The organism is Bacillus multifaciens, assembly GCF_030756675.1.
GTDB classification, from domain to species: Bacteria; Bacillota; Bacilli; order Bacillales; family Bacillaceae_G; genus Bacillus_A; species Bacillus_A multifaciens.
In genome coordinates, this window is record NZ_JAVBXD010000028.1 from 1 (window position 1) to 14,161 (window position 14,161).

General features: G+C 34.7%; 18 protein-coding genes and 2 pseudogenes. 4 read left to right on the forward strand and 16 right to left on the reverse strand.

The features are described 5' to 3' along the window. Nucleotides 1-408: 408 nt before the first annotated feature. Nucleotides 409-1,116: a hypothetical protein gene (locus tag Q9306_RS16725; protein WP_306200527.1), complete on the reverse strand. Its 708-nt coding sequence runs from the start codon at nt 1,114-1,116 to the stop codon at nt 409-411. A 229-nt stretch (nt 1,117-1,345) separates the two neighbouring features. Here Q9306_RS16725 and Q9306_RS16730 point away from each other — a divergent pair, with 229 nt between their 5' ends. Beyond that, nucleotides 1,346-1,945, forward strand: coding sequence for an undecaprenyl-diphosphatase (locus Q9306_RS16730; protein WP_306200529.1), 600 nt, complete (start codon nt 1,346-1,348; stop codon nt 1,943-1,945). 111 nt (nt 1,946-2,056) lie between these two features. On the opposite strand, the gene Q9306_RS16735 is transcribed toward Q9306_RS16730, so the two are convergent. The 7 genes from Q9306_RS16735 to Q9306_RS16765 form a co-directional block, all read right to left on the reverse strand. Beyond that, nucleotides 2,057-2,374 carry a hypothetical protein gene (locus tag Q9306_RS16735; protein ID WP_306200531.1) on the reverse strand — a complete coding sequence of 106 codons (318 nt, stop codon included), beginning with the start codon at nt 2,372-2,374 and terminating at the stop codon, nt 2,057-2,059. A gap of 39 nt (nt 2,375-2,413) precedes the next feature. Then, nucleotides 2,414-2,605 carry a DUF3954 domain-containing protein gene (locus tag Q9306_RS16740; protein WP_306200533.1) on the reverse strand — a complete coding sequence of 64 codons (192 nt, stop codon included), beginning with the start codon at nt 2,603-2,605 and terminating at the stop codon, nt 2,414-2,416. A gap of 81 nt (nt 2,606-2,686) precedes the next feature. Beyond that, a complete protein-coding gene (locus Q9306_RS16745) occupies nt 2,687-3,049 on the reverse strand; it encodes a cell division protein SepF (protein WP_306200535.1) in 363 nt (120 codons plus the stop codon). 38 nt (nt 3,050-3,087) lie between these two features. Then, nucleotides 3,088-4,416: a replicative DNA helicase gene (dnaB, locus tag Q9306_RS16750; protein WP_306200537.1), complete on the reverse strand. Its 1,329-nt coding sequence runs from the start codon at nt 4,414-4,416 to the stop codon at nt 3,088-3,090. Next, the gene (locus tag Q9306_RS16755) at nt 4,413-5,348 is read right to left on the reverse strand and encodes a DnaD domain-containing protein (RefSeq protein WP_306200539.1); all 936 of its coding nucleotides are present in this window, start codon (nt 5,346-5,348) and stop codon (nt 4,413-4,415) included. The genes dnaB and Q9306_RS16755 overlap by 4 nt, the downstream gene beginning before the upstream one ends. A gap of 1 nt (nt 5,349) precedes the next feature. Next, nucleotides 5,350-5,526 carry a hypothetical protein gene (locus tag Q9306_RS16760; RefSeq protein ID WP_306200541.1) on the reverse strand — a complete coding sequence of 59 codons (177 nt, stop codon included), beginning with the start codon at nt 5,524-5,526 and terminating at the stop codon, nt 5,350-5,352. A 100-nt stretch (nt 5,527-5,626) separates the two neighbouring features. Next, entirely contained in the window at nt 5,627-5,911 is a 285-nt protein-coding gene (locus tag Q9306_RS16765) for a hypothetical protein (protein ID WP_306200543.1), read from the reverse strand. A gap of 190 nt (nt 5,912-6,101) precedes the next feature. Between Q9306_RS16765 and Q9306_RS16770 the strand changes: the two genes are divergently transcribed. Further along, the gene (locus Q9306_RS16770; protein WP_306200545.1) at nt 6,102-6,482 is read left to right on the forward strand and encodes a DUF2513 domain-containing protein; all 381 of its coding nucleotides are present in this window, start codon (nt 6,102-6,104) and stop codon (nt 6,480-6,482) included. A gap of 8 nt (nt 6,483-6,490) precedes the next feature. Here the strand turns inward: Q9306_RS16770 and Q9306_RS16775 are convergent, their stop codons facing one another. From Q9306_RS16775 to Q9306_RS16790, 4 genes and pseudogenes are all read right to left on the reverse strand, one after another. After that, a complete protein-coding gene (locus tag Q9306_RS16775; protein WP_306200547.1) occupies nt 6,491-6,724 on the reverse strand; it encodes a hypothetical protein in 234 nt (77 codons plus the stop codon). Between the two features lie 15 nt (nt 6,725-6,739). Continuing rightward, nucleotides 6,740-6,892, reverse strand: a complete 153-nt coding sequence (locus tag Q9306_RS16780; protein ID WP_306200549.1) for a hypothetical protein — start codon at nt 6,890-6,892, stop codon at nt 6,740-6,742. Nucleotides 6,893-6,983: 91 nt separating this feature from the next. Then, nucleotides 6,984-7,253, reverse strand: a complete 270-nt coding sequence (locus tag Q9306_RS16785; RefSeq protein WP_306200551.1) for a hypothetical protein — start codon at nt 7,251-7,253, stop codon at nt 6,984-6,986. Between the two features lie 80 nt (nt 7,254-7,333). Then, nucleotides 7,334-7,547, reverse strand: a pseudogene (locus tag Q9306_RS16790) (helix-turn-helix domain-containing protein). Nucleotides 7,548-7,629: 82 nt separating this feature from the next. Between Q9306_RS16790 and Q9306_RS16795 the strand changes: the two are divergent. Both Q9306_RS16795 and Q9306_RS16800 read left to right on the forward strand, forming a co-directional pair. Continuing rightward, nucleotides 7,630-8,262, forward strand: coding sequence for a LexA family protein (locus Q9306_RS16795; protein ID WP_306200553.1), 633 nt, complete (start codon nt 7,630-7,632; stop codon nt 8,260-8,262). Between the two features lie 77 nt (nt 8,263-8,339). Next, nucleotides 8,340-9,497, forward strand: a pseudogene (locus tag Q9306_RS16800) (site-specific integrase). Between the two features lie 115 nt (nt 9,498-9,612). On the opposite strand, the gene glnA reads toward Q9306_RS16800, so the two are convergent. The 4 genes from glnA to hflX form a co-directional block, all read right to left on the reverse strand. Then, the gene (glnA, locus tag Q9306_RS16805) at nt 9,613-10,947 is read right to left on the reverse strand and encodes a type I glutamate--ammonia ligase (protein ID WP_306200555.1); all 1,335 of its coding nucleotides are present in this window, start codon (nt 10,945-10,947) and stop codon (nt 9,613-9,615) included. 48 nt (nt 10,948-10,995) lie between these two features. After that, nucleotides 10,996-11,337 (reverse strand): MerR family transcriptional regulator, encoded by a 342-nt coding sequence (locus Q9306_RS16810; protein WP_051957390.1) that lies wholly within the window; start codon nt 11,335-11,337, stop codon nt 10,996-10,998. A gap of 222 nt (nt 11,338-11,559) precedes the next feature. After that, nucleotides 11,560-12,831, reverse strand: a complete 1,272-nt coding sequence (locus Q9306_RS16815) for a methionine gamma-lyase family protein (RefSeq protein ID WP_306200557.1) — start codon at nt 12,829-12,831, stop codon at nt 11,560-11,562. Beyond that, on the reverse strand, nt 12,824-14,104 hold the full coding sequence (hflX, locus tag Q9306_RS16820) for a GTPase HflX (RefSeq protein ID WP_306200559.1): 1,281 nt from the start codon (nt 14,102-14,104) through the stop codon (nt 12,824-12,826). Before hflX ends, Q9306_RS16815 begins: the two co-directional genes overlap by 8 nt. Between the last annotated feature and the right edge of the window lie 57 nt (nt 14,105-14,161).

The window sequence follows — 14,161 nt, forward strand, 5'->3', positions numbered from 1 at the left end:
TTCCTACTTTCAGTCAATCAGTTGTTGTTATCAAGTTGATAACCCTCCTACTTCATGCTTACACATTTATAAGGAAACGTGTCGCGCAAATAACGATTTTGTTTAGTTTTCTAACCTGTTTCATCGACGTTTTGTTCTATATATTAACAGACCAATATATGTTAAAATATACAATTGTAACTATTTATTACTAGGAGGCTTAATTATGTCATTTGCAGTAGGAAGTGCAATTTTTATGACTTTAGTTGGAGCAATATCTGGAGCAATATTCGGTACAATTTCCTCTAAAAATAAGAGTAAAAGTACCAATTAGAAACTCCAAATAATAAATGTTAATATCTATTTGAATGACAGCTGATACGTCTTTGACATTTCAGCTGTCATTTTCTATTAAAATAAGGATTTTGTTTAGTTTTCAGAATGTATTTCTGCACAATATACTGTAATCTCTTCTCCATCGAAATCAGGATCATCAGCAGGTTTCCACTCTTCTTCTCCGACAATTATTTCTGTTACATGCGGTTTAATAACAGTTTCTCGGCAACCTTTATTTTCTAATAGATATTTTTCAGCCTGTTCAACGAATTCTTTTTTACTTTTAAAATTTCTAACGTCGCTCAAAATGATTTGGCCGTCATAGTCTTCGAAAAAACCTTGAACTGGCTTTCTTTTTTCTATTTGAGCTTTTTGCCCTTCGATTACCTTGTCCCTTAAATGTTCTGGAATATCTTCAGCTAAAATATTTACATAGCATCTTTTTTGATGGAGTTCCAAACTCTTGTGTGCTTTTTCGATATTTTTACGTAACATATACTGTGCTTTAAGAAACGCTTTATATGCACTAACTAGTGAATGAGCAACAATTTTACCTGTTGTCATTTCAGTTATGACAAACATTCTTTTTGACACGCTATATCGTGAGAAAAGATGAATTCCTTCAATATTTCCGCAATACTCTTGCGTCTCCACAAATACACCATCAATTGCTCCAAAAACAACTTTATTAATAATCACGCCAACATCGTACTTTTCTCCTACAATCAACGGACCTTGAATTGCATTAAAGTAACGGTCTTCCTCATTGAACATGTTTGCTACCATTCCTGCGAATCTCATAATCTACATCCCCTTTTCTATCTAATAACTATTTTATTAAAAATCTTTAATGAGCTAATCCTTACAGTTTTGTAATACTAATGTCACTAAAATCAATTTTTTCACTATAAACTCTTTACTATAATTTTCCTTATACACAAACAAGAATTAATTAAGAAACCGTTAAGCCTCAGTTTAAAAATTTTTCACATAATAAAGTTATAGACACACAATAAGGAGCGATTTAAAAATGTCTTTTTCTCAATTAAATATTGATGCTTTTCGAGCTATCAATGATTTAGGGAAACAATATTCATCCCTAAACTCAACAATGGTATTTTTAGCGGAGTATATGGTATATTTTTTAGGTTTAATTATTATGGCTTATTGGTTTACTCAATCTAGAAAAAACAAAATGATGATTATTCAAGCAATGGTTGCTTTCGTAACTGCTGAAATTATTGGAAAGTTAGCAGGAAAATTGCACTTGAATTATCAACCATTTGCAGTTTTACCTAATGTTAATAAACTTGTCGATCATGCAGTAGATAATTCATTTCCTAGCGACCATACGATTCTATTTTTTTCAATTTGTTTTTCATTCTGGCTTGTTCGTAAAAAGGCTAGATGGTTATGGCCTATACTTGCATTCTGCGTAGCTATTTCTCGTATTTGGGTAGGAGTTCATTATCCTTTCGATGTCATAACAGGAGCTTTAATAGGAATTATTTCAGCACTATTTTCGTATTGGTTAACACCGAAAATTACATTCATCAAACAATTACTTAATCTTTACGAAAAAATAGAACAAAATGTAATACCATCCAAAAACAAGTCGAAAAACTTTTGATTAATCTCACAAAGCTAAAAAGATTACATATACTACCGAGTATTTTTCAATATTGTCTTGATCGAAGAGCGCTCCCTTGGGCGCTCTTTAATTTTAAAATAACGCTTTGGTTTAAATTTCTTTTACCTCTACTTCACAATCATTATCTTCACTTACCACATGGATATTAATAGCATCAAAGATTCTCCAATCATCTTCAGAAACTCCAATTGGCGGCTTTCCGTTTTCTAAAGGGATGCCATATCCTTCAATACACTCATGACCAAATCTAGCTCTATACTGAGCAATCATGTCTGCATGACCTTTTAAATCTTCAATGTTGTAAAAGTTATTTTTAAAGTTTTCTAACCAATCTGCATCCATTTTATTTTCATCTAATGCAATAGTGAATTTATCTACACGAGTTACCGTACACACAAACTTTTTCATCTTATTTTCCCCATTCCTTAATAAAATTCAAAATTGGTATCAAAGTAACTGTGTTTTCCGCTCACCAATACGAGTTACTTTTCCATTTTTATATACAAATGATTGTTCACCGTGTCCACTGCTTGGTGGATTTATCTCATGTATTTGTCCATCTTTCACTACATAAATCTTGTTTTCTTTTAAATCTATTTCAGCTTTCATTTCTGCAATATTTTCTTTAATAATCCCCACCGAAACCACTCCCGTTTATGCTATAATTACTTTGTCGAAGTTAGTCGGGAGTAATCTCGGCTTTTTTTATTTTGTGTAATCTCATAAATACTGCACAACATCTTCTGGAATAAATGATTGTTCCACTGACAAGTAAAGCCGTATTGGGATCGGTTGTTTATTATCCCTTGCTTGCTTACATAACTCTTCAGCTTTTTCCCAATCAAAGCGATGATCTTCCGCTCGTTTATATCGCCAAATTCCAATTGTATAATCCTCAAACAGTTTATACTTTTCTTCGTATGATGTTGTTTGTTTTAACTCATCAACCGCTTTAGCTCTACGAGGAACTTGAACCATCACATCTGTATAACGTACTTGAGAGTTTGAATATTGCATTTTAGCTCGCTTAATATTAAATTCAGACACTGGCTCAACATCAAAGATTGTTAACTGCTTTGGCATGTGTCTCACCCTTTTCCCTTCTCATCATCACAACACCACTAAGCCTCCTGCCTAGATTCGTTATCAAATCTACGTTCAAGATTAATAAACTTACTAAACTCTTTAATAAAAGCCAGTTCTACAACGCCTACGGGGCCGTTTCTCTGTTTAGCTAGGATAATTTCAGTCACATTTTTATTCGCTGTTTCTGCATCGTAATAATCTTCACGATACAAGAATGCAATCAAATCAGCGTCTTGCTCAATTTGTCCAGTCTCACGTAAATCAGATAACAACGGCCGCTTATCTTGTCTATTTTCAACCGCACGACTTAACTGTGATAAAGCAATTACACAAACTTTTAATTCTCTGGCCATCAATTTCAACTTGCGGCTAATCTCACCAATTTCTTGCATACGGTTTCCCTTATGCTTTGGATCACCAACGATAAGTTGTAGATAATCGATTGCTATTAATACCTTTTCATTTGGATATTTACGTTTTAATTTTCTTGTCTTTGCATAAATTTCTTGCATTGTTACATTTGGCTTATCATATATTTCTAGCGGCAGGTTATTAATTAATCCCATCGCTTGACTAATCTTTTCCCAGTCCTTGATGTTACATAGTTTTTTAGGGTTCTTCATTTTTGTTGCATCAACGTTTCCAGCGCTCGAGATTATACGCTTAAGCAATTGCTCTTCTCCCATCTCTAGTGAAAATATTCCTGTCGCTGTATCTGAACTTGCTGCATTATACGCGATGTTTAACACAAATGCGGTTTTCCCCATCGATGGACGTCCACCGACAATGATTAAATCTCCTTCCTGTAATCCTGATGTCATTCTATTCAAGTCGTTGTAACCAGTATTTATGCCTGTTAAATCTCCAATATCAACCTGCATTTTTTGATATAGCTCTACAAGAGTTCCTCTTAAATCAAATTCACCTGCATATCCTGTCTCTTCAATAGCATTCAACTCATCTATTGTGTTGCTAATCGCGCTAATATCCTTGTCATTTTTAAGATTGTTATATAAATTGACAACTACTTCTTGAGCATGCCTCATCCTCCAAGCTTCGATAACTAGACCTTCGTGATAAGAGAAATTCTTTGTTGTTGAAACTACATCAGTTAAATTAACAAAAAACTCTACACCGCCAATTTGGTGGATAAATGTTTCATCAAATTTAGCAATTAACGACACAAGATCTATCGGGCTCTCAGCATCATCTAATTCCTTCATAGCCCTAAAAACAATTTGATGTGCTGGATGTGATAATTGTTTTTCTCTTAACTGACAATCTTTAATTAAATCACCTTCAAGAAGGATACTACCTAAAACACTTTGTTCGGCTTCTATATTGCGAATGATCTCGTTACTCATTGCATCATCCATCCGTTCTGTTTGTTAAGCGCTGCGAGTTCTTCATCAGTAGGTGCATTTTGTTGCCAAGACTCTTGCTGCTGCAATACTTGCTGAGTTGATTCAGATAAACCTTTTTGTTGATAAGTTGGTTGTTGCTTCACTTGTGCTGTTTTCTTAGCGCGAAATGCTTTATCGGCCGCCTCAATATCAGCTGCTGTCTTAAGACCTTTAAGGTGCCAATCTCGTAAAATTGTATTTACGTAAGACATGTTTCTAGTATTTTTTTCTAAAGCGATTTCCATTGCTTTAACAACAAGCTCTGCATTTAAATCATCTATCCAAGCATGAATACCCTCTGCGATAAATGATGTAATGAATCCAAAATTTTGTTCGTAAAAAGAAATCGGATTAACTTCAACAACTTCTTCCGCGCTCGCGCGTTCTTCTTGTTGTTGTTCTTTTTCTTTTTCTTCTTCTTTTTCTTCTTCTTGCCCACCTGTCGTTGACGTATCGTCGGACGTATCGTTAGCAACAAGAAATTCTTCGAAAATGGAACAAATTTTATCGTTTTTAACTTTTTGTGCAACTAAGCCGACCAGACTAACATCTGATACTCCATCTAATTCTTTACGGATACAATCCTCAATCGGTTTACCACCTCTATTAAGGTTGTATTTTCCCCAGTTGATAATCGCTAATTCTCGTGTTTCTGGATTATACTTAACTAATTTATGGTGCTTTTCAAAACGATCTAAGAGTGAATTAATACTTTCCATGGAGTATCCTAAATCGAAAGCCATTTGCTTTTTCGTAATTTGGTACACACCAATTTGTGTAGTACGTGGGTTTGTAAGAAGATACAGATTAAACAATTTATCTTCCGGAGTCATCTCTTCAATAACCTTTGCATCCTGCCAAAATGAAACTTGTACTTGTCTATAAACTGCCATGTTATTCATCCTCCTGTTTACATATCGCAAATCCATCTTCTATACGTAATAAGCGATAATTCTTATATCCTTTTACAAGATACTGCTGCACTAAATGAATGAGATGTTGCTTTGATGTCGATTGCTGAAATATCTTAGGATTCAGCAACACTCTATGTATTTTCTTGTCTAAAAGCATGCAACACCCTCCATTGTTATTCAGCGCTTAATTTGGTATAATTACCCTAACTTAATTTTGAAAAGCACTTAATCTATCGCTCGGCAAAGCGATAGATTTTTTATTTCCTTCGCTTCACTAAAGAAGCATTAACTCCATTCGCTTGGAGCCCCTTAATCACCACACGATGGCTTTTAGATACCTCATGTTCTTCTTTTGCATCACGAAGCATTTTAAATTCTTTCATGCATCGATCCAGTTCTTCTTCCCAGCGATTTGATTCTTCTGCTGATTTTGCATTAAACATGTTGTAAATGCATGTATTCATGCAATCATGAAGTTCATTTGCAAACGAAAAGTCTCCTAGAAGAACAAGATCATGAAGACGCTCGTATTTATGTGTCATGAATCACACCCCTTTTCTATTTAAATTGATGCTGTACGCATCGTTACAACCAGAAAGAAGAATCGTTTTAAGGGGATGGGGTAACAACCCTTTCTGGTCATAACGACAAGCACAGTGCTTGTCTAGTTTTATAGAAATATCCAAAAATCTATTATTTTGGTATAATATTCCTTGAAAGGAGGTTTAACCAATGAAACTAAATCACGATTGTATAAGAGATCTTCTTCTTGAATTAGAAGAAAAACTTACTATCAATGAACATTTTTTATTACCACATTTCAATAGTTTAAATACCGTTTCAAAACACGGGTTTGATGACACTTACTATAGTTTTTTAAAGCTACTTGAAGCTAACTATTTAAACGGAAACTATAAGTATGCTAGTGATGAATTGATTCATTTGTCAGTTTCTTCTATATCATGGGATGGTCACCAATTTTTAGATACTATTCGTGACAATGAAATATGGTCAAAAACTAAAAAAGCTGTAGGCTCATTGTCAAGCGCATCAATTTCCATAATGTCATCATTAGCAACTAGTTATTTAAAACAGAAGTTTGGATTAAAATAATTAGATACCTATTGGCTTTTTTTAATAAATTCATCAATAAATTTATTAAATGTAATCAAAAACTGTGTGAATTTATCTGGGGAGTAGTCATTACTATCAAACACTAAGGCCAGTGTTAAATGACTCTTTCCTTTTCCTTTTAAATCCCTGATATCAAAAGATGTTGGATTTTTAATTTCATAACTTGCAATCGAGATATGCACATATCTTTCTTTGTTTACTTCCGGAACATGATACTCCAATTAACTCACCTCCCCTCAATTCGAAACCTTACGGTTCATTTCACGTAATTTTTGTTTTGCTCTTTTCTCATTTATAAACATTTGTGCCGGACTATTTCGAACCTCAGCACACTTTTGTCTCACTTCTGCTGCTGTCATTAACTTGCTTGCCGACAAAACTCCATTCATGTTTTTCACCTTCTTTCTAGTTTTTTCGAAAAATAACGACGTCATTTTTCGACATTTAAAAGCTAAAAAAAATGAAGTACTCATTTATCCATCAATGGACAGCTTGTTCCTTTATCCACATAAGTAAAAAGTTTTCTGTTTCTACTGCCGGAAAGTACCATTTTCCACCTATTTTGTATTTTGGAAAACGTTCGTCATAGAAGAACTTCTCTTTGATGGTGTTTTCACTCATACTTGTTTGCTTACAAAGCTCTTTCATATCCCATAGAATTTTTCTCCGCTCAATTTGATCAAGTCGTTTTCTTAACTCTTCAACAAAGCGCTGTTCGATAATTTTGTTATCAAGTTGAATGTTAAGCATATTTTCACCTTCTTTCTCACCAAGAAAATCCGCCATTTTCTTTTCAAAAAAGTGAGGATTCTCCTTGTCACAAACTACCTTTAAACGGTAGTTTTAGTCAAAAAAAAATCATCATCATACTTCCCATCATTAATAATAGGTAATCGAATATAATCAGATGGTATTTTGTATACTATAGATGCTTTCTTCAAAACGTGACCCGGAATAGCTGTAATACCTTGTTCGTAATTTCGCAGCTTCTTCCTGTCTTAATTCAGCATTAACTCTAGCCGCTTTTAATGTTATCTGAAACATATAATTACCTCTTTTCGTAATTTCTACACTCAATATACTACCTTTAAACGGTAAAATGTTATTAGAAAGCGAGGTGATATCAATGAGTAGCCAACAACAAATGAAAGATATCATGGCAAACAACTTAAAAAAACAAGCAAGTAAAAAAGGTGTTTTCCAATCAGATATAGCCAAAGAATTAGACTTACCAGAAACAACAGTTTCTAATTGGTTTAAGGCTAAAACATATCCAAGGCCTGATAAAATACAAATGTTAGCTGATTATTTCAAGATCAATAGATCTGACTTAACTGAAGATAAACCTTCAAATATATATGAAGCTCCTATTCATCCAGTAAAAGTACCTATTTTAGGAAAAATAGCTTGTGGGTTACCTATATGTGCAGAAGAAAACTTTGAAGGATACCGTTATGAAATGCCAGATATTTTACCACGAGGTGAAGTATATTACCTAGAAGCTAAAGGTAATTCGATGGAACCTACTATACCTAATGGATCTTTTGTTTTAATTAGAAAACAAGATGATGTAGAAAATGGAGAAATAGCTGCAGTTCAAGTTAATGGAGATACTGAAGCAACTTTAAAAAGGGTAAAGAAACAAGGGGGTGTCATAATGTTAATGCCTGACAACCCTTCATATGAACCTTTAATCATTACAGCAAGTACTCCTGCGCGAATTATTGGAAAAGCAGTAAGATTTACAAGAGATCTTTAAATTTCTAGCGCTAGAAATTTAGCATCAAAGAGTAGGCGACGGTCTACTCTTTTTAAACAAAAGAAAGGAGCTGACTTATGGCTAGTTTCCATAAATACAAAAAGAAAGGGTCTAACAAAGACTATTGGGAATATCGCATCTATTATCAGGATCCTCTTACTAGAAAAACTAGAGAAAAATCTAAAAAAGGATTTACTAGCAAAGCAGAAGCAAAAATAGCAGCTGAAGAAATAGAAAGACAATTACGCGATGGTACTAATCCCACTGACGAATCTTTAAAGTCATACCTTGAAACATGGTTAAATGAATATAAAAAAGGAACTGTGGCAAAGAATACATTTTCACTACATCAATATAGTGTTAAAAACCACATTATTCCTTATTTTAAAAACATCCTTTTAAAAGATGTTAAGCCTGTTCTATACCAAAAGTTTATAAATTATTTAACTGAAAAAGATTACAGTAGACGAACTATTGAAATTGTTCATGGAACTATGTATAACGCCATGGAAAAAGCGATAATTTTAGAAAAAATCCCAAAGAACCCCTGTATTGGCGTAGAAATAAAAATTAAAAAGAAAGAGTCAAATATACAGTTTATAGAATCAGAATACATTTCTGGTTTCTTGCGAAAAGCCTATAAATATGATTATATTTACTGGATATTTTATAAAACATTAATTGAGACAGGAATGCGTAAAGGTGAAGCTGCCGCTCTACAATAGACCGATATTGATTTAAAGGAAAGAACTATCAATATTAATAAATCGCTAGATTTTAAAGTCGCAGCAAATAATCCTGAAATGATGTTTGGAGATACAAAAAATTATAATTCAAAACGAATTATTACAATTAGTCAGGGTCTTGCGAATGATCTACATTTTCATCAGAAATACCAGAATCAAAACAAGCTTGCCTTAAATGATAGTTATCACTTTGAGCTAAATTTAGTTTTTTGTAGAAATGATGATAACTATATGCCAAAATCAAGTCTTTTTAATTCATTTTCTAGAATTTTAAAGAAAGCTAATCTACCTACTTTACCAATACACTCATTACGCCACACACATGCAGTATTACAACTTGAAGCTGGCGTTAGCATGAAGTATTTACAAGAACGTCTTGGTCATGGTGGTATGCAAATTACATCTGATGTTTATTCACACATCAGTAAAAAGCTAGATAAGGAAGCAATAAATAAATTCGAGGAACATATGAGAAATGTCCTTGAATAATTTTTTTAAAATAAACCCGGGCAGTTATCGGGCAGTTGATGAAATAAACAATTTCTCAATAAGTTGCCCGAAAGAAAAAAAGCCCCGATACCTGTAGTATCAAGGCTTCCAACTCTTAGTAAAGAGTCATATATTGATCGCGTTCCCATTGGTGAACTTGCGTTCTGAACATATCCCACTCGATTTCTTTCGCTTCGATAAAGTGCTCAAGTAAGTGTTCTCCTAATGCACCGCAAATGATTTCGTTTGATTTTAGTTCATTTAGCGCTTGTGCTAATGTAGCTGGTAAATCAATAATACCTGCTTTTTCACGTTCTTCTGGAGTCATTACATAAATATTGCGATCTACTGCAGGTGGTACCGCAAGTTTATTTTTAATTCCGTCAAGACCTGCTGCTAGTAATACAGCCATTGCTAAATATGGGTTTGCAGCTGGATCAACGCTACGTACTTCTACGCGTGTACTTACACCGCGAGATGCAGGGATACGGATTAATGGGCTACGGTTTTGTGCAGACCATGCTACGTAACAAGGCGCTTCATATCCAGGCACTAAACGCTTATAAGAGTTTACAGTTGGATTGGTTACCGCTGTAAAACTTGATGCATGTTTTAAAATACCTGCGATGAAATAGCGAGCATCATCACTTAATTGTAAATCACCATTTTGATCGTAGAATACGTTCTCACCATTTTTGAATAGTGATAAGTTACAGTGCATACCAGAACCATTTACACCAAATAGTGGTTTTGGCATAAATGTTGCATGTAAGCCGTGTTTACGCGCGATTGTTTTTACAACAAGTTTAAATGTTTGAATATCGTCACATGCTTTAACTGCATTTGCATATTTGAAGTCAATTTCGTGTTGTCCAGGTGCAACTTCATGGTGAGATGCCTCGATTTCAAAGCCCATTTCTTCCAATTCAAGAACGATGTCACGACGACAGTTTTCTCCTAAATCCATCGGTGCAAGGTCAAAGTATCCGCCATTATCATTTAATTCTAATGTTGGATTTCCTTTTTCATCAACTTTAAATAAGAAGAACTCCGGTTCTGGTCCAAGGTTGAAATCAGTAAAGCCTAGTTCTTCCATTTCTTTCAAAATACGTTTTAAATTATTACGCGGATCACCATCAAACGGTGTTCCGTCTGGATTATAAATGTCACAAATTAGTCGTGCTACTTTCCCTTTTTCAGCAGTCCATGGGAAAATTACCCATGTATCTAGGTCTGGATATAAGTACATGTCGGATTCTTCAATGCGAACAAATCCTTCAATAGAAGATCCGTCAAACATCATTTTGTTATCTAGAGCTTTTGTTAACTGACTAACTGGAATTTCTACGTTTTTAATACTTCCTAAAAGATCCGTAAATTGTAGACGGATATACTTTACATTCTCTTCTTTCGCCAAGTGGAAAATATCTTCTTTTGTGTACTTTGCCATTTAAAATTCCTCCTTAGTCCCTCTAAACATTCTCAAAATTATCAATCATCAATGAAAAAACCTTGAAATATCACCTTGTCGTAAAGATGTTCGATTAAATCTGCCTGTATGTTGCAGTTCATCTCGAAGAATTTTACGAAGCTCAGATTTCGAAATTTCCTTCACTTCTTCTCTTACTTGTATCACTTCTGATTGATTTTCCTTCATTAGTAGTACCTGCTTAATACCAGCCATGTTTAAACCTTGATCTAACAAATCTTTAATCTCTAACAATTTATCTACGTCGTTAAATGAAAATAATCTGCGATTTCCTTTTGTACGGGTTGGGGAAATCAATTTATGTTCTTCATAGTAACGAATCTGACGCGCAGATAACTGTGTTAAATCCATAACTATACTTATCGGAAACAGCGGAGCAGAACGTCGATCATGTTGTGTCACTTCAGTTCCTCCTTCGCCTTAACTTGATTCTCATTTTATATCATGTTATGTTTCATGTCAACAGATGTTAGCTTTTCTAACATGATTTTTTATAAAATTTTTTCACTTTTATTAAAATGTCTAAATCCCTTACTTATATACAAAAAAGCTGCCAAAATTGACAGCTTTCATTTATGAAATTACTAATAGATTTTTTTCAATTAGCGTATCAATAGCAGAACAAATCGCAATCTTCACGTGCGAATATGTCAACCCGCCTTGTACATAAGCAACATAAGGCGGACGAATTGGACCATCTGCTGATAATTCAATACTCGCACCTTGAATAAATGTACCTGCAGCCATAATTACATCATCTTCATAACCAGGCATGTAATTCGGATACGGTGTAAAATGCGAATTGATTGGTGATGCATATTGAATCGCTTGGCAAAATGCAATCATCCGTTCTTTATCATCAAATTGAACCGATTGTATCAAATCTGTTCGCGGCGCATCCCAAGTTGGTGATGTGTTCATACCAAGCTTCTCTAAAAAAGCCGCTGTAAAAATAGCACCTTTTAACGCTTGACCAGCAACATGAGGAGCTAAGAAAAAACCTTGATACATCTCTTGCAAACTATATAAAGATGCACCAGCTTCTGCTCCGATACCTGGAGACGTTAAACGATATGCGCACGCTTCTACATATTGCTCTTTCCCAACAATATAGCCTCCCGTTTTCACAATGCCGCCACCTGGATTTTTAATAAGTGAACCAGCCATTAAATCCGCACCGACATGACATGGTTCTAACTCTTCTATAAATTCTCCATAGCAGTTGTCTACAAACACAACAACATCCGGTTTAATTTCTTTTACAAATGCAATCATCTCTTTAATTTCAGCAATTGTAAATGATGGGCGTGTTGCATAACCCTTTGAACGTTGGATTCCAATCATTTTTGTGTTTTCATGGATTGCCGCTCGCACTGCAGCAAAATCAACGTGTCCCTCTTCTGTTAAAGAAACAGCCTGGTAACCAATATTATACTCTTTAAACGAGCCAACACCTTTTCCGCGAACACCAACGATTTCTTCTAACGTATCATACGGCTTCCCTGTTATATATAACAATTCATCACCAGGTCGTAATATACCAAACAACGCTGTAGAGATTGCATGGGTTCCAGAAATAATTTGCGGACGTACAAGCCCTGCTTCTGCCCCAAATACATCAGCATACACTTTCTCTAACGTATCTCGGCCAATATCATCATAGCCATATCCTGTTGTTGGAATAAAATGCGCGTCACTAATTTTATGATTACGAAAACTTTCTAACACACGAAATTGATTACTTTCAATTACTTCTCCAATCTGTTTATGTATATCCTCAATTTGCATTTCTACTTCTTTAACAATCGGGGCAATCTTTTCCCCATTCTTCAATCGATTAAACATCTTCTTTGTCTTCTCCTTTTCTCGTTGAATATTTATTGATTTGGCCGTTTAGCGGAGAATGAGCAAAAATATACCCTGTACATTCGTATGCTTGCTTCTCTTCTTGAAACGTCATTGCTGTTAATACTGTTTCTGTTTTTAAAAGCGTCAACAATCTGCCTTCACTTACCGGAATCATTAATTCATACGAATCCATTCGCTTCATCATTTCTATTTCTACAACTTCTTTTAACCTTTCTAAATCCACTTCATCAAAAGCGCTTGTCATAATAAAATCATTCTTTGGGAACGGAATGAAGTTTGGATGCAACTTATCTTTTTTATTGTACACAGTAATAATTGGAATGTGATCAACTTCAAGTTCTTGCAATAATTTTTTAACTGTCTCTTCATGCCCTAAATAATTCTGATCAGCTGAATCAATAACATGCAAAATTACATCCGCTTCATTTACTTCCTCTAATGTAGAACGAAACGCGGCAATTAAAGACGTCGGTAAATCTTGAATGAATCCAACTGTATCTGTTAATAACACTGTATAGCCACACGGTAATTGCATTTTACGCGTTGTCGGATCAAGTGTTGCAAACAATAGATCTTCCTCAAACGTATCAGCGGCCGTTAATCTATTAAACAACGTAGATTTCCCAGCATTTGTATATCCAACTATAGAAACCTGAAAAACTTGATTTTCTCTACGACGCTCTCGATATCTCTTACGGTGTTCAACCACACCAGAAATTTGCCTTTTGATTTCATCGATACGAGAGCGAATATGACGACGATCTGTTTCTAACTTTGTTTCTCCCGGACCTCTTGTTCCAATACCACCGCCAAGACGAGATAACGCTTGCCCTTGTCCTACAAGACGAGGCAACGCATATTGAAGCTGCGCAAGTTCCACTTGCAATTTACCTTCTCTGGACTTCGCGCGTTGAGCAAAAATATCTAATATAAGCTGTGTACGATCAATAACCCTCGCATCTAACTGCGCTGATAAATTTCGAATTTGACTCGGTGTTAATTCATTATTAAAAATAATAACATCTGGCTCTAGTTCTTCTGCAAGTACAGAAAGCTCTTCTAACTTCCCTTTTCCAACATACGTTGCTGGATGAAACTTAGTACGTTTTTGAACCGTCATAACTAACACTTCTGCTTGTGCTGTTTTTGCTAATGATGCTAACTCTTCCATTGAATGTTCAAAACGCTCATCATTATCTTCGGGTAATTGACAGCCAACTAATATCACTTTTTCTTTTTTTTCTAACAAATATTCTCACGCATCCTTTTCGAAAATTAAACCTTCTAATATAATAGCAGAGTAAGA